This is a genomic window from Lysinibacillus sp. EB106-09-02-XG168, from assembly GCF_058791475.1.
This window is the reverse complement of the sequence record NZ_JBYTDN010000003.1, coordinates 1,704,928-1,729,307: the sequence shown is the minus strand read 5'-3', so window position 1 is coordinate 1,729,307 and position 24,380 is coordinate 1,704,928. Positions and strand designations below refer to the sequence as shown.

The 24,380-nt window shown below is 36.7% G+C and carries 25 protein-coding genes; 8 read left to right on the top strand and 17 right to left on the bottom strand.

Annotated elements, in window-relative coordinates:
- Positions 1–33: 33 nt before the first annotated feature.
- The 6 genes from AC3WSO_RS09140 to AC3WSO_RS09115 form a co-directional block, all read right to left on the bottom strand.
- Positions 34–1,158, bottom strand: coding sequence for a conserved virulence factor C family protein (locus tag AC3WSO_RS09140; protein ID WP_492530311.1), 1,125 nt, complete (start codon positions 1,156–1,158; stop codon positions 34–36).
- Positions 1,159–1,170: 12 nt separating this feature from the next.
- Positions 1,171–3,057: an ABC-F family ATP-binding cassette domain-containing protein gene (locus tag AC3WSO_RS09135; RefSeq protein ID WP_492530310.1), complete on the bottom strand. Its 1,887-nt coding sequence runs from the start codon at positions 3,055–3,057 to the stop codon at positions 1,171–1,173.
- Positions 3,058–3,299: 242 nt separating this feature from the next.
- The gene (locus AC3WSO_RS09130) at positions 3,300–4,721 is read right to left on the bottom strand and encodes an anion permease (RefSeq protein ID WP_492530309.1); all 1,422 of its coding nucleotides are present in this window, start codon (positions 4,719–4,721) and stop codon (positions 3,300–3,302) included.
- Positions 4,722–5,266: 545 nt separating this feature from the next.
- On the bottom strand, positions 5,267–6,835 hold the full coding sequence (locus AC3WSO_RS09125) for an esterase/lipase family protein (RefSeq protein ID WP_492530308.1): 1,569 nt from the start codon (positions 6,833–6,835) through the stop codon (positions 5,267–5,269).
- An 839-nt stretch (positions 6,836–7,674) separates the two neighbouring features.
- A complete protein-coding gene (locus AC3WSO_RS09120) occupies positions 7,675–8,289 on the bottom strand; it encodes an HD domain-containing protein (protein WP_492530307.1) in 615 nt (204 codons plus the stop codon).
- A gap of 1,030 nt (positions 8,290–9,319) precedes the next feature.
- Positions 9,320–10,999: a formate--tetrahydrofolate ligase gene (locus tag AC3WSO_RS09115; RefSeq protein WP_492530306.1), complete on the bottom strand. Its 1,680-nt coding sequence runs from the start codon at positions 10,997–10,999 to the stop codon at positions 9,320–9,322.
- Between the two features lie 211 nt (positions 11,000–11,210).
- Between AC3WSO_RS09115 and AC3WSO_RS09110 the strand changes: the two genes are divergently transcribed.
- Entirely contained in the window at positions 11,211–11,411 is a 201-nt protein-coding gene (locus AC3WSO_RS09110; RefSeq protein WP_079560081.1) for a cold-shock protein, read from the top strand.
- 76 nt (positions 11,412–11,487) lie between these two features.
- Here the strand turns inward: AC3WSO_RS09110 and AC3WSO_RS09105 are convergent, their stop codons facing one another.
- A complete protein-coding gene (locus AC3WSO_RS09105; RefSeq protein ID WP_492530305.1) occupies positions 11,488–12,273 on the bottom strand; it encodes a VOC family protein in 786 nt (261 codons plus the stop codon).
- 164 nt (positions 12,274–12,437) lie between these two features.
- On the opposite strand from AC3WSO_RS09105, the gene AC3WSO_RS09100 reads away from it, so the two are divergent.
- Positions 12,438–12,926 (top strand): flavin reductase family protein, encoded by a 489-nt coding sequence (locus tag AC3WSO_RS09100; protein ID WP_079560079.1) that lies wholly within the window; start codon positions 12,438–12,440, stop codon positions 12,924–12,926.
- Between the two features lie 224 nt (positions 12,927–13,150).
- Here AC3WSO_RS09100 and AC3WSO_RS09095 read toward each other — a convergent pair whose 3' ends face one another.
- Both AC3WSO_RS09095 and AC3WSO_RS09090 read right to left on the bottom strand, forming a co-directional pair.
- On the bottom strand, positions 13,151–13,306 hold the full coding sequence (locus tag AC3WSO_RS09095) for a YezD family protein (protein ID WP_492530304.1): 156 nt from the start codon (positions 13,304–13,306) through the stop codon (positions 13,151–13,153).
- 359 nt (positions 13,307–13,665) lie between these two features.
- Positions 13,666–14,331 (bottom strand): phosphopantothenoylcysteine decarboxylase domain-containing protein, encoded by a 666-nt coding sequence (locus tag AC3WSO_RS09090; protein ID WP_492530303.1) that lies wholly within the window; start codon positions 14,329–14,331, stop codon positions 13,666–13,668.
- A gap of 165 nt (positions 14,332–14,496) precedes the next feature.
- Between AC3WSO_RS09090 and AC3WSO_RS09085 the strand changes: the two genes are divergently transcribed.
- Positions 14,497–14,625: a hypothetical protein gene (locus tag AC3WSO_RS09085; protein WP_492530302.1), complete on the top strand. Its 129-nt coding sequence runs from the start codon at positions 14,497–14,499 to the stop codon at positions 14,623–14,625.
- Positions 14,626–14,806: 181 nt separating this feature from the next.
- On the opposite strand, the gene AC3WSO_RS09080 is transcribed toward AC3WSO_RS09085, so the two are convergent.
- Entirely contained in the window at positions 14,807–15,682 is an 876-nt protein-coding gene (locus AC3WSO_RS09080) for a LysR family transcriptional regulator (protein WP_492530301.1), read from the bottom strand.
- A 134-nt stretch (positions 15,683–15,816) separates the two neighbouring features.
- On the opposite strand from AC3WSO_RS09080, the gene AC3WSO_RS09075 reads away from it, so the two are divergent.
- Positions 15,817–16,716, top strand: a complete 900-nt coding sequence (locus tag AC3WSO_RS09075; RefSeq protein ID WP_492530300.1) for a DMT family transporter — start codon at positions 15,817–15,819, stop codon at positions 16,714–16,716.
- Between the two features lie 130 nt (positions 16,717–16,846).
- Here the strand turns inward: AC3WSO_RS09075 and AC3WSO_RS09070 are convergent, their stop codons facing one another.
- The 5 genes from AC3WSO_RS09070 to AC3WSO_RS09050 form a co-directional block, all read right to left on the bottom strand.
- A complete protein-coding gene (locus AC3WSO_RS09070; RefSeq protein ID WP_492530299.1) occupies positions 16,847–17,194 on the bottom strand; it encodes a general stress protein in 348 nt (115 codons plus the stop codon).
- A gap of 210 nt (positions 17,195–17,404) precedes the next feature.
- Positions 17,405–17,845 carry a Dps family protein gene (locus AC3WSO_RS09065; RefSeq protein WP_492530298.1) on the bottom strand — a complete coding sequence of 147 codons (441 nt, stop codon included), beginning with the start codon at positions 17,843–17,845 and terminating at the stop codon, positions 17,405–17,407.
- A gap of 248 nt (positions 17,846–18,093) precedes the next feature.
- Positions 18,094–18,405: a hypothetical protein gene (locus AC3WSO_RS09060; RefSeq protein WP_492530297.1), complete on the bottom strand. Its 312-nt coding sequence runs from the start codon at positions 18,403–18,405 to the stop codon at positions 18,094–18,096.
- Positions 18,383–18,604: a hypothetical protein gene (locus AC3WSO_RS09055; RefSeq protein WP_492530296.1), complete on the bottom strand. Its 222-nt coding sequence runs from the start codon at positions 18,602–18,604 to the stop codon at positions 18,383–18,385. The genes AC3WSO_RS09060 and AC3WSO_RS09055 overlap by 23 nt, the downstream gene beginning before the upstream one ends.
- A 30-nt stretch (positions 18,605–18,634) precedes the next feature.
- Positions 18,635–18,934, bottom strand: coding sequence for a hypothetical protein (locus AC3WSO_RS09050; RefSeq protein ID WP_492530295.1), 300 nt, complete (start codon positions 18,932–18,934; stop codon positions 18,635–18,637).
- A gap of 280 nt (positions 18,935–19,214) precedes the next feature.
- Here AC3WSO_RS09050 and pepF point away from each other — a divergent pair, with 280 nt between their 5' ends.
- Together pepF and AC3WSO_RS09040 are read left to right on the top strand one after the other, a co-directional pair.
- Positions 19,215–21,023 carry an oligoendopeptidase F gene (pepF, locus tag AC3WSO_RS09045; protein WP_492530294.1) on the top strand — a complete coding sequence of 603 codons (1,809 nt, stop codon included), beginning with the start codon at positions 19,215–19,217 and terminating at the stop codon, positions 21,021–21,023.
- 224 nt (positions 21,024–21,247) lie between these two features.
- The gene (locus AC3WSO_RS09040) at positions 21,248–22,231 is read left to right on the top strand and encodes an SEC-C domain-containing protein (RefSeq protein WP_349658803.1); all 984 of its coding nucleotides are present in this window, start codon (positions 21,248–21,250) and stop codon (positions 22,229–22,231) included.
- 255 nt (positions 22,232–22,486) lie between these two features.
- On the opposite strand, the gene AC3WSO_RS09035 is transcribed toward AC3WSO_RS09040, so the two are convergent.
- Positions 22,487–22,678 (bottom strand): zinc-finger domain-containing protein, encoded by a 192-nt coding sequence (locus AC3WSO_RS09035; RefSeq protein WP_197144123.1) that lies wholly within the window; start codon positions 22,676–22,678, stop codon positions 22,487–22,489.
- Positions 22,679–22,759: 81 nt separating this feature from the next.
- Positions 22,760–22,906, bottom strand: coding sequence for a hypothetical protein (locus tag AC3WSO_RS09030; protein WP_492530293.1), 147 nt, complete (start codon positions 22,904–22,906; stop codon positions 22,760–22,762).
- Between the two features lie 102 nt (positions 22,907–23,008).
- Here AC3WSO_RS09030 and AC3WSO_RS09025 point away from each other — a divergent pair, with 102 nt between their 5' ends.
- Together AC3WSO_RS09025 and AC3WSO_RS09020 are read left to right on the top strand one after the other, a co-directional pair.
- Entirely contained in the window at positions 23,009–23,401 is a 393-nt protein-coding gene (locus tag AC3WSO_RS09025; RefSeq protein ID WP_492530292.1) for a ribonuclease HI family protein, read from the top strand.
- Between the two features lie 332 nt (positions 23,402–23,733).
- Complete coding sequence (locus AC3WSO_RS09020; protein WP_492530291.1) at positions 23,734–24,372, top strand: C40 family peptidase; 639 nt, start codon at positions 23,734–23,736, stop codon at positions 24,370–24,372.
- Positions 24,373–24,380: the final 8 nt, after the last annotated feature.

Sequence of the window (24,380 nt, the reverse complement as noted above, 5' to 3'; positions counted from 1 at the left end):
TGAATTGCTCAAATAGACGCTGGTTGTTTCGTTTTATCGCTGGCGAGATTCTGTCATTTGCTTCCAAACAGAACCTTTTGCTTCCTCACCTTGTTCGATGCGAGCAATCGCCATTTTTACTTGTAGCTTCACTTCAAACTCTTTATCTTCTTCAGCAGCTTTTAATGCCGTTAACGATTTCTCCGTTCCGACTTCATATAAGTACATAGCTGCACGCCAACGAACTAGTTTATTTTTATCTTGTAATGCTTGCTGCATCGCGTCTTCAAATTCCACGAAGCCGAGGTCACTCATACAATCTCCTGCAGTTCGACGTACCGCTGCACTTTTGTCCTGTAATGCCTTTTCCAAATAAGGCACAACCGCTACATCTTCAATCATTCCTAAATATACGGTTGCAAGTCGACGGATAGACATTTGCTCATCTTGTATCGCTAAATCTAAAAGTGGTAAGTCATCTAGTTCTGGATCTGCCATTTGATCAAGCAGTTGGAAACGTTTTTCCCATTCTGGTTGTTTAAACTGTTCAACAGAAATTTTTAGCTTAGCTTTTTTCTCGATAGTTTTCTCAGAATCATTAATCGTTGCAATAATCTCCGCTAAACGTCCCTCTGAATAAGTTACATCGATTTCTTGTTTTACGGCTTCCGCAATTTCCTCTAGCTCTCCATAACGTACACCATAGTCAATCCACTTACGTTGGAAAATATAATTTTCATCAACTGCTGTCTCAATAATTTTATTGAAAGCTTCCACAAAGCGATCACCACAGCTTACACGATGCTCACGTTGATTATCAAACACCTTTACTTGAAGCGGTACTTGTTTATAAAACTGCACATGGACGTACACTTCACCATAAAATTCATTGGCAACTTGTTCATTATTTACTTCCTGTACATCTTCACCTAACACTTGACGGATGCTGGCTAAAATACCTTCCCATGCATACTTTGCGTTACGCTCAACAGCGAAGAAATCTGCTACATGATAAACACCTTTAACACCTTCAATTGCTAAAATCGCTGCCGCTTCACCTGTTGCTTCATCTTTATTATCTTTTGTAAAATTATAGCTTTTGCCAAAAGGTAACTCTGTATCAACGACAATCTTCATAGAATTAGGGCTTGGTGTTGGTTCAATTGTAATAATCTTCATGTATATCGCTCCTTATCCGTTTACGATTTCATCTAAATACGACCATCTTTCAATAAGATGCTCATATTGTGCATTCAGCTCATCTAGCTTCGCCGTTAATTCCTGTAGCTTTGTAAAATCAGCTCCAGCATTTGCAATACCTTCTTCTGTCTCCATAATTGCTGTCTCTGTCTTTTCTATTTCATCAGCAATAGTTTCCCACTCTTTTTGCTCTTTAAAAGATAATTTTTTCTTGTCTGATTTAGGTTTTTCGGTCTTAGGTTTTTCAACTTTTGGCGCCTCTACCTTTACAGCAGTTTCCTGTTCACGCTTTTGTAAAAACTCACTGTAAATATCAAGCGTCTCATTCACATGCCCCAGACCATCTAAAACCCACAGCTTTTTCGCAATTCGATCTAAGAAAAAGCGATCGTGGGATATTGTTATAACGACTCCAGGGAAATGCTCAATGAAATCCTCTAGCACACCTAATGTTTCAATATCTAAATCATTTGTAGGCTCATCTAGTAACAGTACGTTTGGTTGCTCCATTAATAATCGTAATAAATGTAGACGTTTACGCTCGCCACCTGATAATTTACCGATAGGTGTACCGTGTGCATGAAGTGGGAATAAGAAACGCTCCAGCATTTGAGCAGCCGAATAGCGTACACCTTCTGCATCTGTAATATCATTGGAAGCTTCACGAATATATTCAATCATGCGCTCATTTTCATTCATCTTCGGTAGTGTTTGTTTGAAATGCGCTAACTTCACTGTCGAACCTACAAGAATTTCACCAGCATCAGGTGTTTGCTCTCCTGCTAGCATGTTCAATAATGTTGATTTTCCTACACCATTCGCTCCGATAATACCAATACGATCGCCCTGCTGTAGTAAAAATGAAAAGTTTTCAAGGATTTTTTGTTGGCCAAATGCCTTTGAAATATTTTCAGCCTCTAAAACTTTCCGACCGAGTCGTGTTGTTGCTAGTCCCATCTCAAGTGAAACATCCTCAGATTTACGCTCCAAGTTATCCTCTAACTGCTCGAAGCGCTGGATACGTGCCTTTTGCTTCGTAGAACGCGCTTTCGCACCACGACGAATCCATTTTAATTCTGAGCGATAGCGGTTGCGATCCTTTTGTGCAGAAGCTGCTTTCATTTCCTCACGAATAGCACGAGCTTCTAAATAATCCCCATAATTCCCCGTATGGCGGTATAATGTTTGATCAGCTAGCTCGTAAATATGCGTAGACAGCTCATCTAAGAAATAACGATCATGGGTAATAAATATTACTGCGCCCTTTAATCGTAACACCATTTCCTGTAGCCACTCTGTTGACTGCACATCTAAATGGTTGGTAGGCTCGTCTAATAAATAAAGATCTGCCGGCTCGATTAAAACTTTTGCTAAAGCAACGCGCTTTTGCTGACCGCCTGACAGTGTTAATACTTCTTTATCAAACATTTCAATCCCAAGCTTCGTAAGCGCTGTCTTTGCAAGAGCATTGACATCCCATGCTTGCTCTTCATCCATACGATGTTGCAAACTAAATAACGTTTTTTGTAAACTTTCTGAAGTCGGATTTAAGGCAAGTGCAGCAACCGTCTCCTCATATTCACGGTTCAGTTTCAAAATAGGTGAATCCCCTGCAAACACTGCCTGTAACACAGTTTCGCCACTATTAAAAGTAGGCTCCTGTGGTAAATAAGCAACTCGATATTTATTTGGGCGGTCAACTTCCATAGAATCCGCTTCGATTTCATTCGCTAAAATAGAAAGCAATGTGGATTTACCAGTACCATTAATACCAATTAGCCCAGCTCGTTCTCCCTCATAAATGGTAAATTCAATATTTTGAAAGAGCGTTTTATCGCCCACTGTTTTCGTTAAATTTTGTACAATTAAATGACTCATTACACTTGTCCATCTCTTTCATTTAGGTGTTGTTTAATGTCCATACTACTTTTAATATGTAGTTTATTATTGATATCCATTTTTATCATAACACCAAATGACAGGTAAACAAAGGACAACAAACTCTTCTTGCCCATCTAAAAAAAATAGCCCCTCCAAACATGCAAAATGAAGGAAGGGTTAAAAATCTCAAAAAATATCCGGATAGAAATAGTTCTACCCGGATACAGAAGCTAATTATTTCACCAATAACCAAGAGCCTTCCACCATAATCCCCCTATTACAACAAAAATCAGGATTGTTACAACGGAAACTACAAAACCAACTGTCCACCATTTTTTTTGATCAATATAGCCTGCACCAAAGAAGACCGGTGCTGGACCAGAACCATAATGAGTAGTGGCGCCAAATAAATTACTAAATGCTGCTAATAATATAGCTGCCAACATAGCAGGTGCACCCGCTTGCAGCATTACAGATAAAAATGCTGCATACATCGCACTAATATGGGCTGTAGAACTCGCAAAGAAATAATGAGAGTAAAAGTAGACTAATGCTAATATGACAACAGCCCATATCCAACTATACCCAGATACAAGTCCACCCACTTCATTACTAAACCATGGAATCAGCCCTAGTTTGTTCATAAAAGATGCCATCATAAATAGCGTTGCAAACCAGATTAGTGTATCCCATGCGCCTTCTTCCTTTTTAATATCTGCCCATGTTAATACATCTAACAATAAAAGCAATGAAAGACCTATAAGAGCTGCTGTAGTAGCACTTATGCCTAAGTAGTCTCCACCAATCCATAACGACAACACAGCAACAAATACTATGATCATTCGTTTTTCAGAACTTTTTAGTGGACCAAATTCATCCAGCTTCTTTTTAGCGATAGCTGCTGCCTCTGGTGTTTCCTTGATTTCAGGCGGATAGATTTTATAAATAACATAAGGAACAACGATTAAAGCTGTTAACCCAGGGACAATCATGGCCAATGCCCAACCAAACCAAGTAATCGTTACCCCAGCTGAATCACTTGCTAGCTTTACAATTAAAGGGTTTGCTGCCATGGCTGTCATAAACATAGCAGACGTTATTAAATTCCCTTGAAAGCCTACCTTCAAAAGAAAAGCACCCATCTTACGCTCTGTCCCGTCTTCCGGTTTAGATCCGAAAGTGTGAGATAAAGACTGGATGATTGGGAATATAACACCACCAGCACGAGCCGTATTACTAGGAATAGCTGGCGCTAATATAAGGTCACTCGCTAATAAAGAATAAGACAGACTCAAAGTTTTTTTCCCAAAAAGGCGAACAAATACATAGGCAATTCGTTCTCCTAGTCCCGTTTTAATAAATCCACGAGAAATAAAGAAGGCAATAACAATTAGCCAAATCGTTGAATTGCCAAAACCACTTAGAGTCTCTTCAATAGTTAAGGTATTAGTTATGGCAATCATAGCCATAGCAATAAAAGATATCGCTCCCATTGGCAACGGTTTCGATATAAATCCTATAATTGTCGCAACAAAAATAGCAAATAGATGCCATGCCTTTTCATCTACTCCTGAAGGTACTGGACAAAACCAGATTGCTACGCCAACAGCAAGGGAAATGAAGAAAGGAATCCATTTGACTGCGCTTTTTGCTTCTTTCATGATGTTGATGCTCCTTTGACGGTTACCCCAATGTTTTTTAACAGGCTATTTCTCCCACGATCTAATACCCGAATAAACTATAGACAAAATCAATATCCCCATTGTCGAAAAAGCATAAGTAATTATATATGCTTTGTGCATTGTATGAAAAGAGTTTTGACTCATTTTTCAAGAAAAAATAATCAACAATTACAAATACCTATCTTTTATGATATTTTTTTGTTTTAAAATTTTTCAACAACCACATATCCATTGAAGTTAGCATGTGCAATTCCACTGAAAAAATACGAATGAACGCGTTTTGAATGAGTTAGATAAGTAGTGATATAGTTGATTGGTATATTAAATCCTTTTGTATTCTATTTCATTTTATAAAAGTCTTATTACTAACAGAAAAAATACCATGCCGATTGCCAACATGGTATTTTCAAATCTTTTATTTAAATAGTGACTCATCACTCTTTAATATCTTTTTTATTATATGATTATCAATTCGAACGAAATCCAACCGTTGCTAAAGATATGTTTCCATTGTCTTTTTCTAATTATTGCATATGTCCTTTTACATACTTAGAACGAACAATGGTCCTATTATATGGCTCACCTTGTAACGTTTCACCGGAAATATTTAAAGTTATATTATATACACCAGACTCTTTATTCTCTGGGAAATTTAGCATAAAGTTTTGTTCATTAACCTTTTGCATTTGTAGAGAAGAAGCAATGTCTTTACCTGTTGGATCTAGTACTCGTACATCGAAAGCAAGTTTTTGTAGTTGTTGATCCGCTTGCACTGTGATGATATTATTCGTTTCAAATGTTACTGTCGGAATGCTCACTTTAATCAAAGATGGACCCCCGTGTTGAACTGCCAGTAAATACGCATTATCTCCTGCCTGCGTGCTTATATTTATCTTCCATTCCCCCTTCTCAGAAATAACGTCAGTAAAAGTATGAGGTACTACGCTATTAAAGAAGGAGGCTTCCTCCAATGATTCGATTGTCTGGTTGGTATATTTTTTCCCTGAAGGAGATACCAACTCTATCTTATCACTAGTTAATCCCGTCCACAGTTTAACATTATCGAGTGCGGTATCCACATAAAAAGAATGTGTCACATTATTTGTTGATTGTAACTTTCCTCCATAAAAATAATGAGAAACATCCAACTCTTGAAACATATCAGATTGAGAAAAGTATTCTTTGTTTGCAATGATTCGATCAGTGGAATCAGACTGTAGATACTGTTCCAATCTAGAAAATACCGCAGATCCCATGCGAATACGGTCATGGTCAAGTGAGGTATCGGTAAATAAATGTGTACCGTAAGATAATTTAGTGCTCACCTCTTTGACTAATCCATCATTTGGATCAGAAAGATATTGACCACCCATCCAGAGTGCAGATAGAAATGGTCCTGTATTAGTACCAGCAATTGTATAATAGTTGTTCTTACTTATGTTGGGATGATTGTCTATTAGTGAGCGAAAGTGTTCCATTTCCCCAACTTGAAGTGAATAAGTTCCATCATCTTTTTGACCGAGTAATGTAGCTAGCCAACCTGCCCACCAGCTATATGCAAGATCAGCTAACTCTGATCCATAATGAGGGGAACCTAACGTAAACACCCTACCAACGTACGAATGAGCATTATTAAGAACTAATGCTGCTTGGGTATCGGGCCCACCCTTGCTATGGGCAACTATATTTAATTTTTTTCCGTTAAAATGTTGACTGATTTCTTTTAACATAGAGGCTAATAATTTCCCATTATCGTATTGACTATAAGAACTTTTACCTGCCGCATCGTATAATTGAACAAATACCGTTTGATACCCTGCTTCATAAGCTTTTGTATACATGTCATTAAGACCGTGATATTGTGTATTACCATACCAACTTGTAGCGTTACCGTTTTTCCCTTGAACAAAAACAATAGGTGGTTTATTCGGATCAACATTAGGTGGAGTATCTCCTAGAAACCACTCTCCAGGTGTAAAACTTTCACCTGGTGGCTTCACTCCATAAGGTTCAATCGAGTTTGAGGCAAAAACATCTGGGGTAGAAAAAAGAATAATTGTGACCATTACTAATAACGAAACTATTTTTTTCAAATTGTTTTCCTCCTAATCATAATAGATCAAGTTCGTAAAGCTGTAGAAAAGCAATTCAGAATCCATAATTCCAAAAAAACTCTCGATTACTACATCATCGTAACGGTTTCCTTTGCACGGCATATCTTGTGTAAAGTCTACAAAAACAGGTGTTGATTAACAGACATTAATGATAATAAATCTGTCTTCAAAGATGTATTTTCAAACAGAGACAAACTAACACGCCATCCACTTATCTCAATATTCTATAAAAGGAAATGATTCCCTTCTAATTCAGACAAAAAAAACATTATCTTATACTGCGGCGAAGCCTAACGTTGAGAAACAGCATAATAGATTGCGTTAGCAAGTAAAATAGCATAGAGCGAAATGAATTGTCCCTTTGTTTTTCAAGTTACATACCCATCGCATTAATTACAGCACAACTTTCTCTTGAATATCCTCGATAATTCCAATATATCTATTTGCCTTATTTCCTTATCGATAAAACCAAACGTATCTTTTTTTAATTGATTCATAAATTACTACCTTCTAGAAAAGTAAATAATTTCGTTCAGTTGGTCACAAAACATTTAATTTAGCAAGTCTTATCAAATTACTACATCCAAACATTATTCCTAAATTTCCTCACACATGCTTTAAAAATAATAATAAAGAATGGAGTAAATCACTCTAAGTTTAAAACGCGCGCTTGTGGCTTCATTTCACCTTTTGATATAAATTGATGGACTAAACCCACAAAAATCCGTTGCCTATTGGAATCGACAACGGATTTTTTTATGAGACGTATATCTAATTAATATTTATAAGCCCACATTATTTTTTTGAAGCGTGAATTGTTACTCACCTATCTCATTTTGTAATTGCTCTAAAAACTGCACCATAAATTGATGGCGTTCTTCAGCCATTTGTTTGCCCTTCTCTGTAATCATTAAATCCTTCAGTAATAAGAGCTTTTCATAAAAATGGGTAACTGAGGATGTATTTTTACTACGATACTCGTCCTCGGTCATATCCATACGTGCATTTTCTTCCTTGTCATAAAGCTTTCGACCTTTAGCCCCACCAAAAGCAAACGTCCGTGCAATACCGATTGCTCCAATTGCATCTAAACGATCTGCATCCCGTGCTATTTTTGCTTCGAGAGAAGTTGCTTCTAGTTCGTTGCCACCATTAAACGATACTTGTTCGATGCAATCCCGAATATGTTGCTTCTTTTCTTCACTTAAAGGTAGCTCGGCAATCAGCTTATTTTCTTGATCTTTGCTATCGGTATACTTTTTATCACTTACATCATGCAAGAGCACAGTGATTTTCACAACTTCTGCATCCGCTTCTGACTCTGTTTCTAATATCGCTAACGCGTTTTGATAAACACGTTCAATATGTTGAAAATCATGACTAGCATCAAATTGTTCGTAAATTCCTCGTACTTTGTCCATTAAATTGTTCATAATCTTAGCTCAGTCCCTTCGTACATTATTATACTGTATTACTTAGAATAGTTGGCAATTATTAAGCAACCTCAAGGCTTTTAAAAAAAACAATTTCGCAAGTGATTCCAATTGACAAATTTTTCAGAATATTGTAAGGTGAATGTACAGAACATTTAACTTTGTTCTGTAGCTCACTATTTCAGTGGTGTACAGCAACTATGTTTTGACAGATTTAACAACTTCAGCGGGCTTGCAATTGAATACTGTGTTGAAAGATGACGTGCGTATAGTGAAAATCAATCATCTAAGAAAACAAATAAAAGTGAACATTTTTCCCTTAGAAATTCTTTGTTTCAACCCGCATAGCGAATGTACATGACGAGATAAGCGAACAAACAGTTAGCTTGTTGTCACGACCTAGAAGGCTTTGACCATATGTCGCAAGCGTGTGATATTTGTATCATTAATTGACGTTACCTTCTGTAATCATACTCTTGAGTATGTGTGAACGTAACTCCTCCCATTAATAACAAATAGCATATCGAATTCTTGCCAACATTTTTGAAAAGTCAAATTATCAGAGTCGTGCTAACAAAACTAGAGAATTCTTTTTAGGCAACCATTTTTCCGAATTTCATTTAAGCCGTAAATGAAGTAATAAGTTATGAAGGAAGTAGGAACGATAGTTATGTTACGTATTACCAACCCGCTGAAGAAAAAGTAAAAGCTGCCCATCTTACTATTGTAGATGATGGCAGCTTTTATTTTTTCTTCCATTTTCATTTAAAAGACATTATCCTATCTCCCTTTTTGCCCTACTCTTATTTCGTTTTTTCTATTAGACTTTCAAAATAATTTAAACGTAAAAGAAGACTTCCTTCTTTTAAATATACAATGTTTACAATAATTCGAATGGCATTTTTATGGTTACCCTGTTTTTTCTTATTTCATATGAGAGATATTTTTAATTAAAAAAGCTGCCCTTTATAACTTATAGGAGCAGCTTTGTATGTTGTATTTATTTTTTTACGAAATCTTGCATTTTTTCTTAGAACAAACCTACCGCATGTCCTTCGTTATCTACATCCATGCGTAAGGCAGCTGGTGCTTTTGGTAAACCTGGCATTGTCATAATATCGCCTGTAAGACAAACTAAGAATCCTGCACCCAGTTTTGGAATCACTTCACGGATTGTGATAGTAAAGCCCTCAGGACGTCCTAAAAGACTTGGTTGGTCGGATAAAGAATACTGTGTTTTCGCCATACAAATCGGTAAAGAATCCCAGCCAAATTTTTCGATTTGGGCAATTTGTTTTTTTGCTTGTTCAGTAAACTGTACATCTTTCCCACCGTACACTTTTTGAACAATCGTACGAACTTTTTCTTCAACGGACTCTGTTACATCGTATAAAGGAGAGAAGTTATTTTCTTCTTCTAATACGGCTACTACTTGCTCAGCTAAGGCTAATCCACCCTTACCGCCTTCTTCCCAAACGTTTGTACGAGCTATACGAACATGATTTTCTTGACACCAGTTCAGCACTGCTTCTAACTCCGCTTCTGTATCGGTAATAAATCGATTTAAAGCGATAATCGGTTCAACGCCAAATGTACGAACCGTCTCAACATGTTTAGCTAAATTTTCAATTCCTTGTAAAAGTGCTTCAACATTTTCGCCTACAAGCGCTGTTTTTGGTACACCGCCATGCATTTTTAATGCACGGATTGTAGCTACAATAACAACTGCACTTGGTTTAAAGCCTGCTTTACGCGCTTTAATGTTCATGAATTTTTCAGCACCTAAATCTGAACCGAAACCTGCTTCTGTCACAACAATATCAGCTAGCTGGCGAGCCGTTTGTGTCGCCATAATCGAATTGCAGCCGTGCGCAATATTGGCAAATGGCCCACCGTGGATAATGGCAGGTGTTCCTTCAAGTGTTTGCACTAAGTTTGGTTTAAAGGCATCTTTTAATAATAATGTTAACGCCCCTTCCACTTGTAGATCTCGCACGAATACAGGCTCACGCTCAAATGTATAACCGATTACGATACTTGCTAAACGTTCACGTAAATCTTCAATGCTTGTAGCTAAACAAAAAACTGCCATTATTTCTGATGCAACGGTAATATCAAAACCGTCCTCTCGTGGCATCCCTTGTACAGGACCACCAAGACCCACAACAACTTTACGAAGGGTGCGATCATTTAAATCCATTACTCGCTTCCAAATAATACGGCGAGGGTCAATGTTTAAAGCATTTCCTTGGTGGATATGATTATCAATAAAGGCTGATAATGCGTTATTCGCCGTCGTAATAGCATGAAGGTCGCCAGTGAAATGCAAGTTTATATCCTCCATCGGTACAACCTGTGCGTATCCACCACCTGTTGCACCACCTTTCACACCCATTACCGGTCCAAGTGATGGCTCACGTAAAGCAACAACAACGTTTTTATTCAATCGATGAAGTGCATCAGCAAGTCCAACTGTTACAGTTGACTTCCCTTCACCTGCTGGAGTTGGACTGATGGCTGTTACTAATACTACCTTTGCGTCCTCACCCTGTGCTGTTATTTTTAGTGGGTCAATTTTTGCTTTGTAGCGACCATACTGCTCAAGTGCATCCTCTGGAATACCTGCATCTTTCGCGATTTCAGTAATAGGCTTCATCACCGCTTGATTAGCGATTTCTAGATCTGATAAAGGTTGATTAGTCGTTGTCATTTGGCATCCTACTTTCTATGTTGTTAATTTCCATTATAGACTTTATTGTGAAAAAATCATAGAAAGTTATACAAGCATTTCGACAATCAATTGACAACTTTGCTCAATTCATGTATGTTCTTAATGAAAATGCATTTTTTCACATTTTCTCAATTATTTCACGACTTAGTTGATTTTATTCTACTTTCAAGCGCATGGGAGGCGAATGCTTATGCAACAGGGAATCGTAAAGTGGTTCAATAATGAAAAAGGTTATGGCTTTATTGAATGTGATGATGGAGAAGATGTATTTGTACATTTTACGGGAATCCAAGAGGAAGGCTTCCGTACACTTGAAGAAGGTCAAAAGGTATCATTTGATGTGGTGGAAGGCAATCGAGGTCCACAGGCGTCAAATGTTGTAAAATTTTAAGTACAAAGGAGCTGTTCATTTGATGAACGGCCCCTTTTTTCAATTGCTCTTTATAGATCTTTTAATCTCTTTAACCTCAGCTATTAATCCAATAAAAAGCTCCTGGAAAAACTAGCGTTTCCTTCGTTCTATCAGTATCCTTAAGTGTAACCCCAAACGGCCCTTCATTTAATGGACCTAGCGCCATCGTAGCCGCAGTAACTTCGTCATAAAAATCTAGGCGAATATTTGGTAAGTGTAGGGAAATAAACTTTTCTTGTTGTTCAGGTTCTGGTAATTGTAATACTTCCCTCCATAGTTTCACTGTGGCTTGCACATCTTTTACATAAAATTGTACAGATTCCATCGATATGGGTTGATCGCTCTTAATGACTCCATTTGCTTTTAATTGCGCAACACGTTCCTCGTCTGTATCAGCCCACTCAATCAAAAATGGGAAATCAATTTCCAGCCCTGGCTTCCCAAAATGCAAGAGCTTCCATTCAACTACGGAGCCGTCTGGTCTTGTACGACTACAAGCATCAGGTCCATATACTTCGAAGCCAAGTGCACGTAATCGTTGTCCCTCTTCCATAATACTTTTTGTACGTAACGCAATTCTTGAAAAACCATAGCGCTCGTTTGTATGATTAAACGTATAATGTAGTGAATAAGGTAATTTCACTGCATTTTCATATAATTGGCGATCATAGATGGCTATTTGCTCAATATAGTTTAATCCAAAGTAGCTTAATGTATTGAATGTCCCCCACATTGTATGTTGACCACCGTTAACTGTATGGATATTACGTTTATTTAAGAAAATCTTTGTATTCTCTGGTGATTGAACTTGATGAACTAAATGGTCAAAATATAAAGACATGACTACCCCCCCTTTTTTTCTCTATTATATACTTTACCAGTTAGTTTTGTTGGTTTAAAATAAAATTAAGAATATTACAATTATTTAAAAATATAAATACTCAGCAAGAAGATGGTTGGCACGCTGATTTTTCATTTCCAAAAATCAATGAAGAGGTGATTAGAATGACAGACAAAGTTGCTGCTTTTAAACAAGCATTAGGTAATTATCCAACAGGCGTAACGGTAGTCACTGCTTGTAACGACGCAAACGAACCTTTTGGCTTAACTGTCAATTCCTTTGCATCGGTTTCTATAGATCCACTCCTTATTTTGTGGTCGCTTGATAAAAAATCACAGCTACATCCATATTTTACAGTAGCTCAAAAGTTTGCTGTTAATGTTTTAGCGTATAATCAAGAGCATCTATGTACACTATTTTCAAGTAAAATTCCAGATCGCTTCGCCCAGGCTAACTGGTCAACTTCTGTATTAGGTGTTCCAGTTTTGCATGATACTGCAGCTATTTTACAATGTAAAACATTTCAGCAAATCGATGCTGGAGATCATACGATATTTATCGGGCAGGTCCTAGAAATTGACAATGCACAGAAGGAACCTTTACTGTATCATCGCAGACATATTGGTGAAATCCCAAAAAGTTTTTATGAATAGGTTATAAGAATATACGCAAAACCAGGATGATTCGCCTTAATCATCCTGGTTTTTGACGTTGAGTTGTTCTTTTTTTATTATGTGTGTTTTTAATACAATTCAAATGATAGGCCCCTTCAGATTTAGTAAAAAAGATAGCCGGCTCCTCACCCTAAAAAAATGCTAGTTATATAGGAAATATTCCCCACGATCTAGAAATATCTGTTCGCCTATCATCATACCTTTTACTTTTTCTGTGGAAATCTTTGCTTTTCTAATCTGTTAATTTGCACAATGACACCATCTTGAATCGTAATGTGTACTTCTCCAAACTCCAAATTTTGAATTGCCTTTGCAATTGCCTCTAGTTTTGTGTCATCTACTTTTGCCTGTTGAGTCATCCGATACACCTCTTCTTTTATTTTTTGTACAAAAGAGCCAACGCGTCAATCATAGCCCCTTATCCCTTAGGAGCTCTCCTAGGTTTAACCTATACCATTCGTTATCGTAGAAGCCTCATTTTGTGCCAAGTCCTCTACGGCTCCCGATAAAAGAATTACGTTTCTTGGAAATAATTCTATAATTCAGAAATCCTATTGTCAATATAAATATTAGAAAACTTAGTTGTTTACTAAGGAATTAAGAATAATAAGGTTTATCTATTAGTTATGCCAGTTAGTATCATTTCATTCTTCATAGTAAAAAAACAAAAATAAAAACTGTGTAGAGTCTATTTTACCTCTACACAGCTTTATTCATTTTATAAAAGTTCTATTAATACTTGTGCTGTCTTTTGCTTGCCCATAACCTTTTTCGGTTCTCCTTTAGCTGGTACAATCCAGTGAGGCTCATCGCCACCATATAAAGATTGTGAGCTGTTAGCTACCATAAACTGAGCGTTGGCCGATTCCATTCGTAGACGTGCACGGGACATTAAAAATTCCTCGTCATCTGTTGCCTCAAGTTTAAAACCTACTAATGTAACTTCCGGATTCCACCCCTTTATTTGACCTAATACTTTAGGTGCCTTTTTAAAGTGGATGATAGGTGGCTCGTCAGATGGCATTTTGCCTGCCTCCTCCAATAGATTCCCAGACTGGTCATACACTTTATCAATGAGCCAATCAGAACCTGCAGCCGCCATAATGACGATATCCACATGCTCTTCTTGAACAGCATGTCGAACTTTCTCGCCTAAGTCTTCGATGCCTTCAAATCGAATGGTACGCATTTTATCTTTATTCGTTGGAAGCTGTGCGAAATAACCATGCATATACAATACGTTTGCCCCAGCCGCTAGTGCCGCTTCCGCTAAATAACAGCCCATCGATCCTTTCGATAAATTCGTATGCCCACGCACACGATCCCATTTTTCAAGTGTTCCCCCACTTGTAATGAGTACGGTCTTCCCTTGTAATGTCCCCATACACTCACCTTTTTTCTAATCAATTTCATCTTTGGTAATTGTAGCTGTCGCTTTGCTTTCCTACAGATAAAAATGCGTGTGGATTTTGAATTGTGCCTAGGCCTGCACGTGGGCCGACACGATGTCATTCATTTCGGTAATGCCACAGGATGTAACGGACAACAAATGTTTCCTGTGGCGAAAGCGAAGCGTCAGCAACAACATGATGTTGGTCACTCAGTCGTTGCAGTAGGACGTGGCGTTCCTAGACTGAGTTCCTCTATTTCAGTAGGTGCTTGGACACCAACTGAATAAGTAATCAAAATTGCATTCATCTCACCACCTTTAGAGGTGGGAATCTACTGTACCTGTCGCTACGCATTCGGTACAAAAAAGATCTGCTGAATGAAGTTAAATATACAAATACTATTTTAGCGTAATGCTACGTTTTGCTTCAATGCTGTTTTTATAGAGAAAGTTGCTATTAATCAATAAATCAATTCCTATTTTGCTCTTTTAACCAGGAACTTAGTATTTCCGCAAATTTTTTGGTCACTGGTGATGCATGGTGTTTCATTGCAATTCCAATTGTCCGATATCCACCTTGTTTTAACGGTATAGCTTTTATCGTAGGCGGCAAATTATTCGTCACTAATTTCGGTAAAATACTAATTCCAAGTTGGTGAGAAATCATCGACGTGATTCCTACCTCTTCAGATAGTTCAAAACGAATATTTGGCTTCACATGATATTGCTCTAACAATACTTTTACATCGTTTGTCCCTTTATGTGAAGTCATGATAAATGGCATATCTTCTAGTTCCACAATATCAATTTCTGCTTTATTATAAAGTGGGCATTTATCAGAAACGATACATAGCAACGGATCTTGCTGTAATTCTATAAACTGAAATTGCTTGGACTTTTGACCATTTAAAAATCCGGCATCCACCTCTCCACTCAAAAGCCATTGTTCGATTTCATAATAATCTCCCTCACGTAATTCAACTTGTATACCAGGAAATTGATTGTCCATAATTCGAACAATTTCCGGCATCCAGTTTGACGAAATACTTGAAATTACACCAATTCGCACTTTCCCTCGAGTAACACCGAGTATATGTGCTGCTTCTTGCTGTAACAGTTCCTCTGCATCGAGGACATGCCTCATTGACCTTAACATTGCATCTCCTTCACTTGTTAACGAGACGCCCGCTCGACTTCTGTGAATGAGTGCAAAGCCGAAATCCTTTTCTAAACTTGAAACAGCATGACTTACAGCAGATTGAGTTAATCCTAATGCCTCTGCAGCTTTTGTAAAGCTAGCTACCTCAGCTACTTTATTCAAAATCTCATATTTGACTAAACTCATTGTCTTGTCCTCTATATACATGAATTTTTTTAATACTGATTATTATAAACATTCGTTTTACTAATCACAATACAAGAGATATAGTAAATTTTAGGTTAAAAACTGTTTTAGTACACAGAATGTAGGTGAGCATAATGAGTATCCAAGGAAAAGCAAATTTATTAATGGTTATAGTGACAATGTTTTGGGGATTATCTTATACCTTTATGGTAATGGGTCTTGAAACATTGGCTGTTTATAATGTAGTGGCATTGCGGTGTATCATCGCATTTTTCGCAGCAGGAATCATCTTTTATAAACGCATGATTAAGGTCGATGCTAAAACTTTAAAATATGCGGCTATTCAAGGGTTTTTATTATTCATTGTGTTCGTTCTAAGCTTATTCGGACTAGAAACAACTTCGGTATCAAATGCAGGCTTTATTTTAAGTCTAACAGTTGTCTTAGTGCCTATTATCAGCAGTTTTATTGAAAAGAAATTACCTTCAAGAGCAGTTAGTTTTGCGATTGTTTGTACAATGATTGGGATTATAGTTTTAACTGCTCACGGCTCATTTACCTTTCAAAAAGGGGATATTTTAATAGCCATCGCTGCACTATGTTATTCGATTTATTTACTGTTAAACAGTTCATTTACGCGTAACGTTGAATCCATTTCATATGGCATTTACCAGCTCGGTTTTGCTGGATTTTATGCCCTCGTATTAACACTCATTTTTGAAACACCTACACTTCCAAATACAACGTCTTCTTGGATTGCTATTATTGGACTCGGTGTCATTTGTAGTGCATTTTGTTTCGTAGGTCAAACTGTTGCACAACAGTTTACTTCTGCTACACATACAGGACTAATATTTTCCTTAGAACCGATCTTTGCAGCGATGTTTGCCATGATGTTTTTAGGAGAAGGATTAACGATAAAAGTATTAATAGGTGGTAGCTTTATTCTAATTGGTAACCTTGTTGCTCAATTCGAGCAGCTTCATGTATTACGTTTTATAAAAAAACATGACCACAAAAAAGCGATTCATTAAATCAATTTTGAAACCTTTCTACACAAATAAACAGAGTGATGCATGTGCACTCACTCTGTTTATCGTATTATAATAAGTAAATATTCCCTATTATGTGAATGAAGATGACTTTCAATCACCTTTCACTAGATTATGTCGTCATAGGTTCAATTGTAGGCTCAGCAAATACTACGATGACACCTTGTTCTACGAGATGAGAATAGTAAGCTGTTTGTCCCTCTGTAAGATCAAAACGTTTTAATCCTTCCGTCACAGCCGATTCACCAGTAAACCAAGACTTGAATTGATCCACCCAATTCCCTACTTCATGGGTTTTAACATTAATACCCCATTCCACATCCTCAAATTTGCTTGGATCCTTTGCAATAACATGAATGTCCTCTATTTGATATGCTTCTAATTGCATACTTTCTAAAATATGAAGCATTTCTTCCCTTGTATGGGCCACTTCAATTTGTGGGTTTTGTTCATTTATCATGTTCAATTCCTCCTACTTGTATGGCTTACTTAGTATCTACCCTTCCTATTCAAAAAAAAAACATATTTTGCCTATTCTTTTCCGAACTGTAATATATGTTATTTCCTTGTGAAATATGTCCATCTTTTGAAACAACAATATGAAACAACAAAAAACAGACAATGGAAATACATGAACGAGTTTCCATTGCCTATCATTTATTTTTGGTTATTAGTGTCCAAGGAAGGCCTTTAACATCCATGTATGCTTTTCAAGAGACTGGTACATAGCATTCAGTAAATCCTCTGTTCGATCGTCCCCTTCTTCTGCTGCAAGCCCCATTGTTGAATGTAATGCTTTCATAATTTTTTTGAAATCTGCAATGGTTGTAGCCACCATTTCCTCCGTCGTCTCATTCCCAGTCGCTTCCTCGATAAAGGACAGTTCAAGATGTTCTTTTATCGTAGCTACTGGTTGTCCATCCTTCGAAAGAATGCGCTCTGCAATTTCATCTAGATTTAATGTTGTTTCATTATATAATTCTTCAAATTTTGCATGTAGTGTAAAGAAGGTATTTCCTTTAACATACCAATGATAATTGTGCAATTTAGTATAAAGTACAGACCATGTAGCGACAAGTTTATTTAATTGTTTGTTTAAGTTTTGTGTCATTGTTTCTCCTCCAATGTGCCAGTTATTCTAACCATTAGTATGCGTAGCAAAGTGCATTTGCTATACACACATTTTTCACCAATAACACAAACAATTTTTAAAAGTCATTTGTCATACAAAATCAAAACATCAGGAGGCAGATGCAGTTTCACAACAATTTCACACAATAAGATTTCATCATTAGGACGCAAGAAAACTTACAACAAACCTAAAAAGAGATTGGCAGTTTGTCTCTCTACACAATTAGACTATTTAAGTTCCTTACGAATTTCATTAATGTTTGTCACTGGAAGCTTCGAAACCTCTGCAATCCATTCGTCTTCAGCACCCTTTTCAAATAAACCAAAAATTATTCGTTTCATGCCACGTTCAATTCCTAGCTCAATGCCCTCCTGTCTTTCTAATTCCAATACTCCAGCAAGTGTCGGTAGTAAATCTTCTTTATATTGATGCAACATTTCTTCCTCCCCTCTAATTTCCTCTTTTACAGCTCTTATAAGTTGCTCAGTCGTAGCTCTTGTTAGTTTCAATAAATAATCAATAAAAGTAAAGTAACGCATTTACTTCTGTTTTTTCAACATTTTCTAATGACCACACTTCTCTTAGTAAAGTTCTTTTGTACGCACTACGAAGACTCATTTCATTTTTTGTACGATTCAAATAAAGAGATGCTAGTAATGCTTTACTGAGTAGCTTCGTTGATTTTTTCAATTCTTTTTCATCAAAATCAGATACAACAATTTTATTAAAAGTGTACATTAATTCTGTACCGTAATACTTTTCATGATGCTAGTTCGTGCTTTTTGTACTCTTATCCGTAAAAATAGCAATAGCCACAATCTTCTTACCATATCGATCCCTAATACGATGGAAATACTCAATCATGCGCTTCACAAAATGCACTTCATCTCCAGTTTGTATTTCCGTATGGACAAAGCTCCATTGCACTTTCCCACTTTTCAGATGTACATTCGCAATTTGATCAGCTATTTTGCGCCCTTGACAATGCTCAATAATTTCTTTGAAAAGCTCCTGTTGCAAAAATTCTACTTGCTTCGAAAAATCTACCTCTAAGTGTAATTCAGGCAAAAAAACAACAAAAAATCTTCAAACAAATCCGCAATTAACTTCTTCCATAAATTATCCTGATTTACTTGACTAAGTTTATATAGGTCGGTTTTTTCCCAAACTAACTGCTTTATAACTTCATTCCTCCTCCTTTCTTTACATCCATTATATTTAACGCGAACATAAGTTTCTACTTTTCTATTCTATTTTTGAAAATATTTAAACTATTCTCTATAATTATTTCACTTTCCGAAATAGTTTCGTTATAATGGAGACACTTACAAATAAGGGGTGTTAATTGATGGAAGTATTACGAAAAGATGTACCCGTAGAAGAAACGTGGAATTTAAAAGATTTATTTGAAAATGAAGCGGATTTTGAGCCTGTTTTAGCTCAGCTTGTAGAGGATGCACTAACCTTTGAACGGAAGTATCAAGGTACAATTACGGATGCGCAAAAAGTAATTGAAGTTTTAACAGCCTTTGAAGCATTACAAAAAAGCATTGTCCCTATTGGCACATATGCAAATTTAAAAATTCAAACAGATCTTACAGATGATGTTGCGCAAATGCGTTCTGCCAAATACAGTACTGCGGTGGGAAAAATAAGTAGTGCATTTTCTTTCGTACGCAGTGAATTACTAGCATTAGACGAGGCAATTTTACAAGAGGCCACTGAGTTGAGCCCTATTTACAAAGTTTACTTAGAGGAATTGTTAAAGCAAAAGCCCTATCAGCTGCACCCTGAAGTGGAAAAAGCATTAGCTGCATTTAGCTCAACTTTTAAGGCACCTTATGAAACATATAATACGACAAAGCTTGTTGATATGCATTTTGGACAGTTTGAGGCAAATGGTGAAAAGCATCCATTAAGTTTTGTATTATACGAAAACAACTGGGAGTTCGAGGCTGATACAAACGTACGTCGCGCTGCATTTGAAGCATTTTCTAGTAAGTTACGAGATTATCAGCACACAACTGCAAAAATTTATAACACACATATTCAACAAGAAAAAACAATGGCGGATTTGCGCGGATTTGACTCTATCATTGATTATTTATTATTTGATCAGGATGTTGATCGATCACTTTATAATCGTCAAATAGATCTTATTACAAAAGAGCTTGCGCCTCATATGCGCCGTTACGCAAAACTTATTCAACAAGCGAACGACATCGAGAGCATGACTTTTGCAGACTTAAAAATAGCGTTAGATCCAGCGTATGATCCAAAATTAACAATGTCAGAAGCAAAAGAATATGTTGAAAAAGCATTATCGGTTATGGGCGAGGATTACAAGAACATGATTGAAAAGGCGTTTAACGAGCGCTGGATTGATTATGCAACAAACAAAGGAAAATCTACTGGGGCATTCTGTTCAAGTCCATATGGTAATCATCCTTATATTTTAATGTCTTGGAATGAACGTATGAATGAGGTATTTACGCTAATTCATGAGCTAGGACATGCAGGTCACTTTGTAAATGCACATGCCCATCAATCATATTTTAATAGTCGTCCTTCGCTATACTTTATCGAGGCACCATCAACAATGAATGAAATGCTTCTAGCCAATTATTTATTGGCCCATAACGAAGATCCTCGTTTCAAACGTTGGGTTATTTCAAACATTGTGTCCAAAACATACTATCATAATTTTGTTACACACTTACTAGAGGCAGCGTATCAACGAAAAGTATATGAATTAATTGACGCAGGTGAAGCTGTTAATGCTTCTATTTTAAATCAATTAAAACGTTCTGTCCTTGAAGATTTCTGGGGCGATACTGTCGACATTTCTGAAGGTGCAGAACTTACATGGATGCGTCAGCCTCACTATTATATGGGCTTATATCCATACACATACAGTGCTGGCTTAACAATTTCTACACAAGTATCCAAGCGTATCTTAAAAGAAGGTAAGCCGGCGGTAGATGAGTGGTTAGCAGTCCTTCAAGCTGGCGGTACGAAGTCACCTGTAGAGCTAGCTCAAATGGCGGGTGTCGATGTTACAACAGACCAGCCGCTTCAAGATACGATTGCTTACATTGGTCACCTCGTTGATGAGCTTGAGCGATTAACGACAGAAATGGAAGCTATCAAAAGCTAAACAAACCTTAGAACCATCTATGCTATTTCTAAAGCGTAGATGGTTTTCTTTTTTTTAGTTCTAAGTTGGAAAATATGTTCATATAATAGAATCAGGGCGTCCATTTTTTGATATTTCTAAATAGACAATCATTTTTCTTCATACAAATGTACCGTTATTATTAAGTAGATGCAATTTATTTAGCAAAATTCGACTAACAATTTTCAAAGGAAGTGTTTCTAATTATGGTAAAACGTAATGATCCATGCCCTTGTGGTAGCGGCAAAAAATACAAAAAATGTTGTGAAGGCAAACAGCAGGTTACAGTAGAAACTGTAGCAATAGAAGAATTAGAACGTGTACTACAAACATTTTACTTAGAATATCCAGAACGCAAAGATGTTCGTGCTTATATCGAGCATGTAGGTACATGGCAGCCTAAATTAGAAAGCGTACTACAAAGAGAGCTAATTGAAGCGATCGCGTTAGACGACTTCTTCTTCCATCAAGAGCCTTCTATTTGGAAAGGTTACTTAAAGAAAACAAAGAAAAAAGCGGTAAGACCTTCAACAGTAAAAGTGTTAGAAGGCTGGTCACAACCTCGTCTATTTATTGGTTCTGTGTCTGTTGTAGAAGAAAAATATTTCAAGGCTACACATGTGTTATCAAATGAAGAAATTTATATTCGTCGTGAAAATGATAAACCAATCCCTGAAGGTATGCATGTCTTTGCATTCATCTTACCGGATGGTACAAAAAAATCAGAGCATTATTTAGCTGTTTCAACGCTGATCTTCTTCCCGGAAGATCACGCGAAGGTGTTTGAGCAATTTAATAAAAATTTCGAGGCTTCTGAGAAGAAGATTGGCGCATTCTTAAAAGAAGAGCATTTATCCTTCTGGGAGTTACTTGTGTCAAACGGTTATAAAGGCGAGGAATTCACGAATTTCGAGAGCAATGTAATCACACAAGTGAAAGATTTCCTTGAGCAAAATGATCGTGAAACAGCTCCTATGTTAGAGCTTTTAGAAGACTACTTAATTGAAGGACAACCATCTGCGCGCAAAGAGGCTGCGATCGCTGCTGGCGCGATTCGATATGGTCAAGAAAAAGAGCTGTTCGAGCCGCTATCAATGACAGTAAAAGAAATTGCAGCGACGTTCGATATTTCAGCTTCCTCTCTCACAAAATACTACCAAGACTTAAGTACCTATGCTGAAACTAAATAATACTTAAAATTATATTGTGCTACACGCTCTAAACAGATTTAGAGTGTGTGGCGCATTTTTGTTACCATAGAAAAAGCTACATTTGTTATCGGTAGTGAACCAACAACAAAGTAGCTTATTTTAGGGTAACCAACCATCACCATTTTTTCGAACAAATTGAGTAAAAAAATTTTTTCATTAAGCTTTACTTTATTTAAACATAGTCCATTTAGTCCTATGATTACTTCAAAGACATTTCTGCAATATGTGAAAACATTATTTACTATATACCTTCATGAGCTCTTCTCCAAGAAATTGTAGTCGCTCTCCTATCGTGCAGGCTTCAATACAGAAGCGATGAGCTCCAGATTTACCACGCTCTTTTCGTAATTGCTTGATCACTAAGCAATCAGCACAATACATATCATGTAGTTCATCAATATCTTTCATAACCGTCACTTTATCCAATTTGAACTCTCGCTCCTTTCACGTCCAAATTTCGCTTCTTACTATTATGAAGTGAACATTTTGAACAAGCAACTATTTTGTTTATCCATATTTAACTTCTTTCAGCAATTGTTTTCTGTGCGAAAGCTTAGCGACAGCAACAATTATTTTCTGTTCCGATAGCATAGCGACAGGTACAGATGTTTTACGTAACGTAAGTGAAATGGCAGTTACAGAAATCCCCACCATTTTAATTACGCCCAGGAATTATTGATTATCAACTAAAATATTGTGAAAAAGCACTATTGATGTACAATTAATGTAAAATCTAAATCAAAAAGTGGGGATTTTATGTTAGAAGTTTACATTGATGCTGCTAGTGCAGGAAACCCTGGCCCCAGTGGTATTGGAATATTTATTAAAGGAGAGGGCCACCATATACAAATAAGTGAGTATATAGGACAGACCAATAACCACATTGCCGAGTTTACTGCATTAGTACGCGGACTTGAGGAAGCACTCAAGCTTAGTTCAAACCTAGTATCAGTGCGCTCTGATTCAAAAATTGTCGTAGCCTCTATGGAAAAAGAATATGTGAAAAATGAGGAATTTAAACCTTATCTTGAGCAGGCACTTACACTTGTAAGAAACTTCGATTTATTTTTTATTAAATGGGTTCCAGATACGCAAAATAAAGCAGCAGATGCACTTGCACGTAAAGCAATTCAAAAAGAAAAAAATTAAACTTCGGGGACTGTCCCTTGTCTTAAGCCAAGAGCCAGTCTCCTTCCATTATCCACATTCACTTTAATATCCCCCAATATTTCATTTTTATCATCTTCAAATACATTCTTCTATAAAACTGTGTTCCTATAATTGTTAATCTCCTTCCATATGAAATACGTTTACCTTGTATCATCCCTGACTTTACATAATGATCCATAAAGTGGATGATCTCCTAATTATTATTAGTAAAATTTGTATCTTTAATGTTATTTTATTGACATACTATTGTAATATTACAATGTTAATATCATTTATGTATTAAGTTTTTAATTTTTAGGAGGATACATAATATGAAAAAGAATAAAAAGTATAGATGGGGGATGAAATTAGCTACATTGGTTTTAAGTTCATCTGTACTTTTTTCAACAATTGACACAGCATCGGCGGCAACTTATACAGTAAAATCTGGTGATTCTTTATGGAAGATTGCCAATCAGTACGGTGTTTCTTATCAAACTTTAATGAAATGGAATAACTTATCTTCTTCAACCATTCGCGTTGGACAAAAGTTAAACCTTAATACTACATCAACATCAACCATTAAACCAAAACCAATATCTACAGCTAAACCAACTGCTAGTCTAGTACAAATTGCTAAACAACAATTAGGCGTAAGATACACATTTGGTGGGAGTAAACCAAGTACAGGCTTTGATTGTTCAGGCTATGTTACTTACGTTTTTAATAATGCTGGTATTTCGACTGCTCGTAAGTCAGCAGCAGGTTTTTACAGTACAGCTAAAAAAGTAAGCTCTCCCCAAGTAGGTGATTTAGTATTTTTCGCTAATACGTATAAAGCTGGTATCTCACATGTAGGCATTTATATTGGAAATAACCAAATGATTAGCGCCAGTGACGGTGGTGTTTCTGTCGCTGACATTAAGAGCACTTATTGGAAAAAACATTTTGCAGGATATGGTCGTTTATAGTGCAAAAG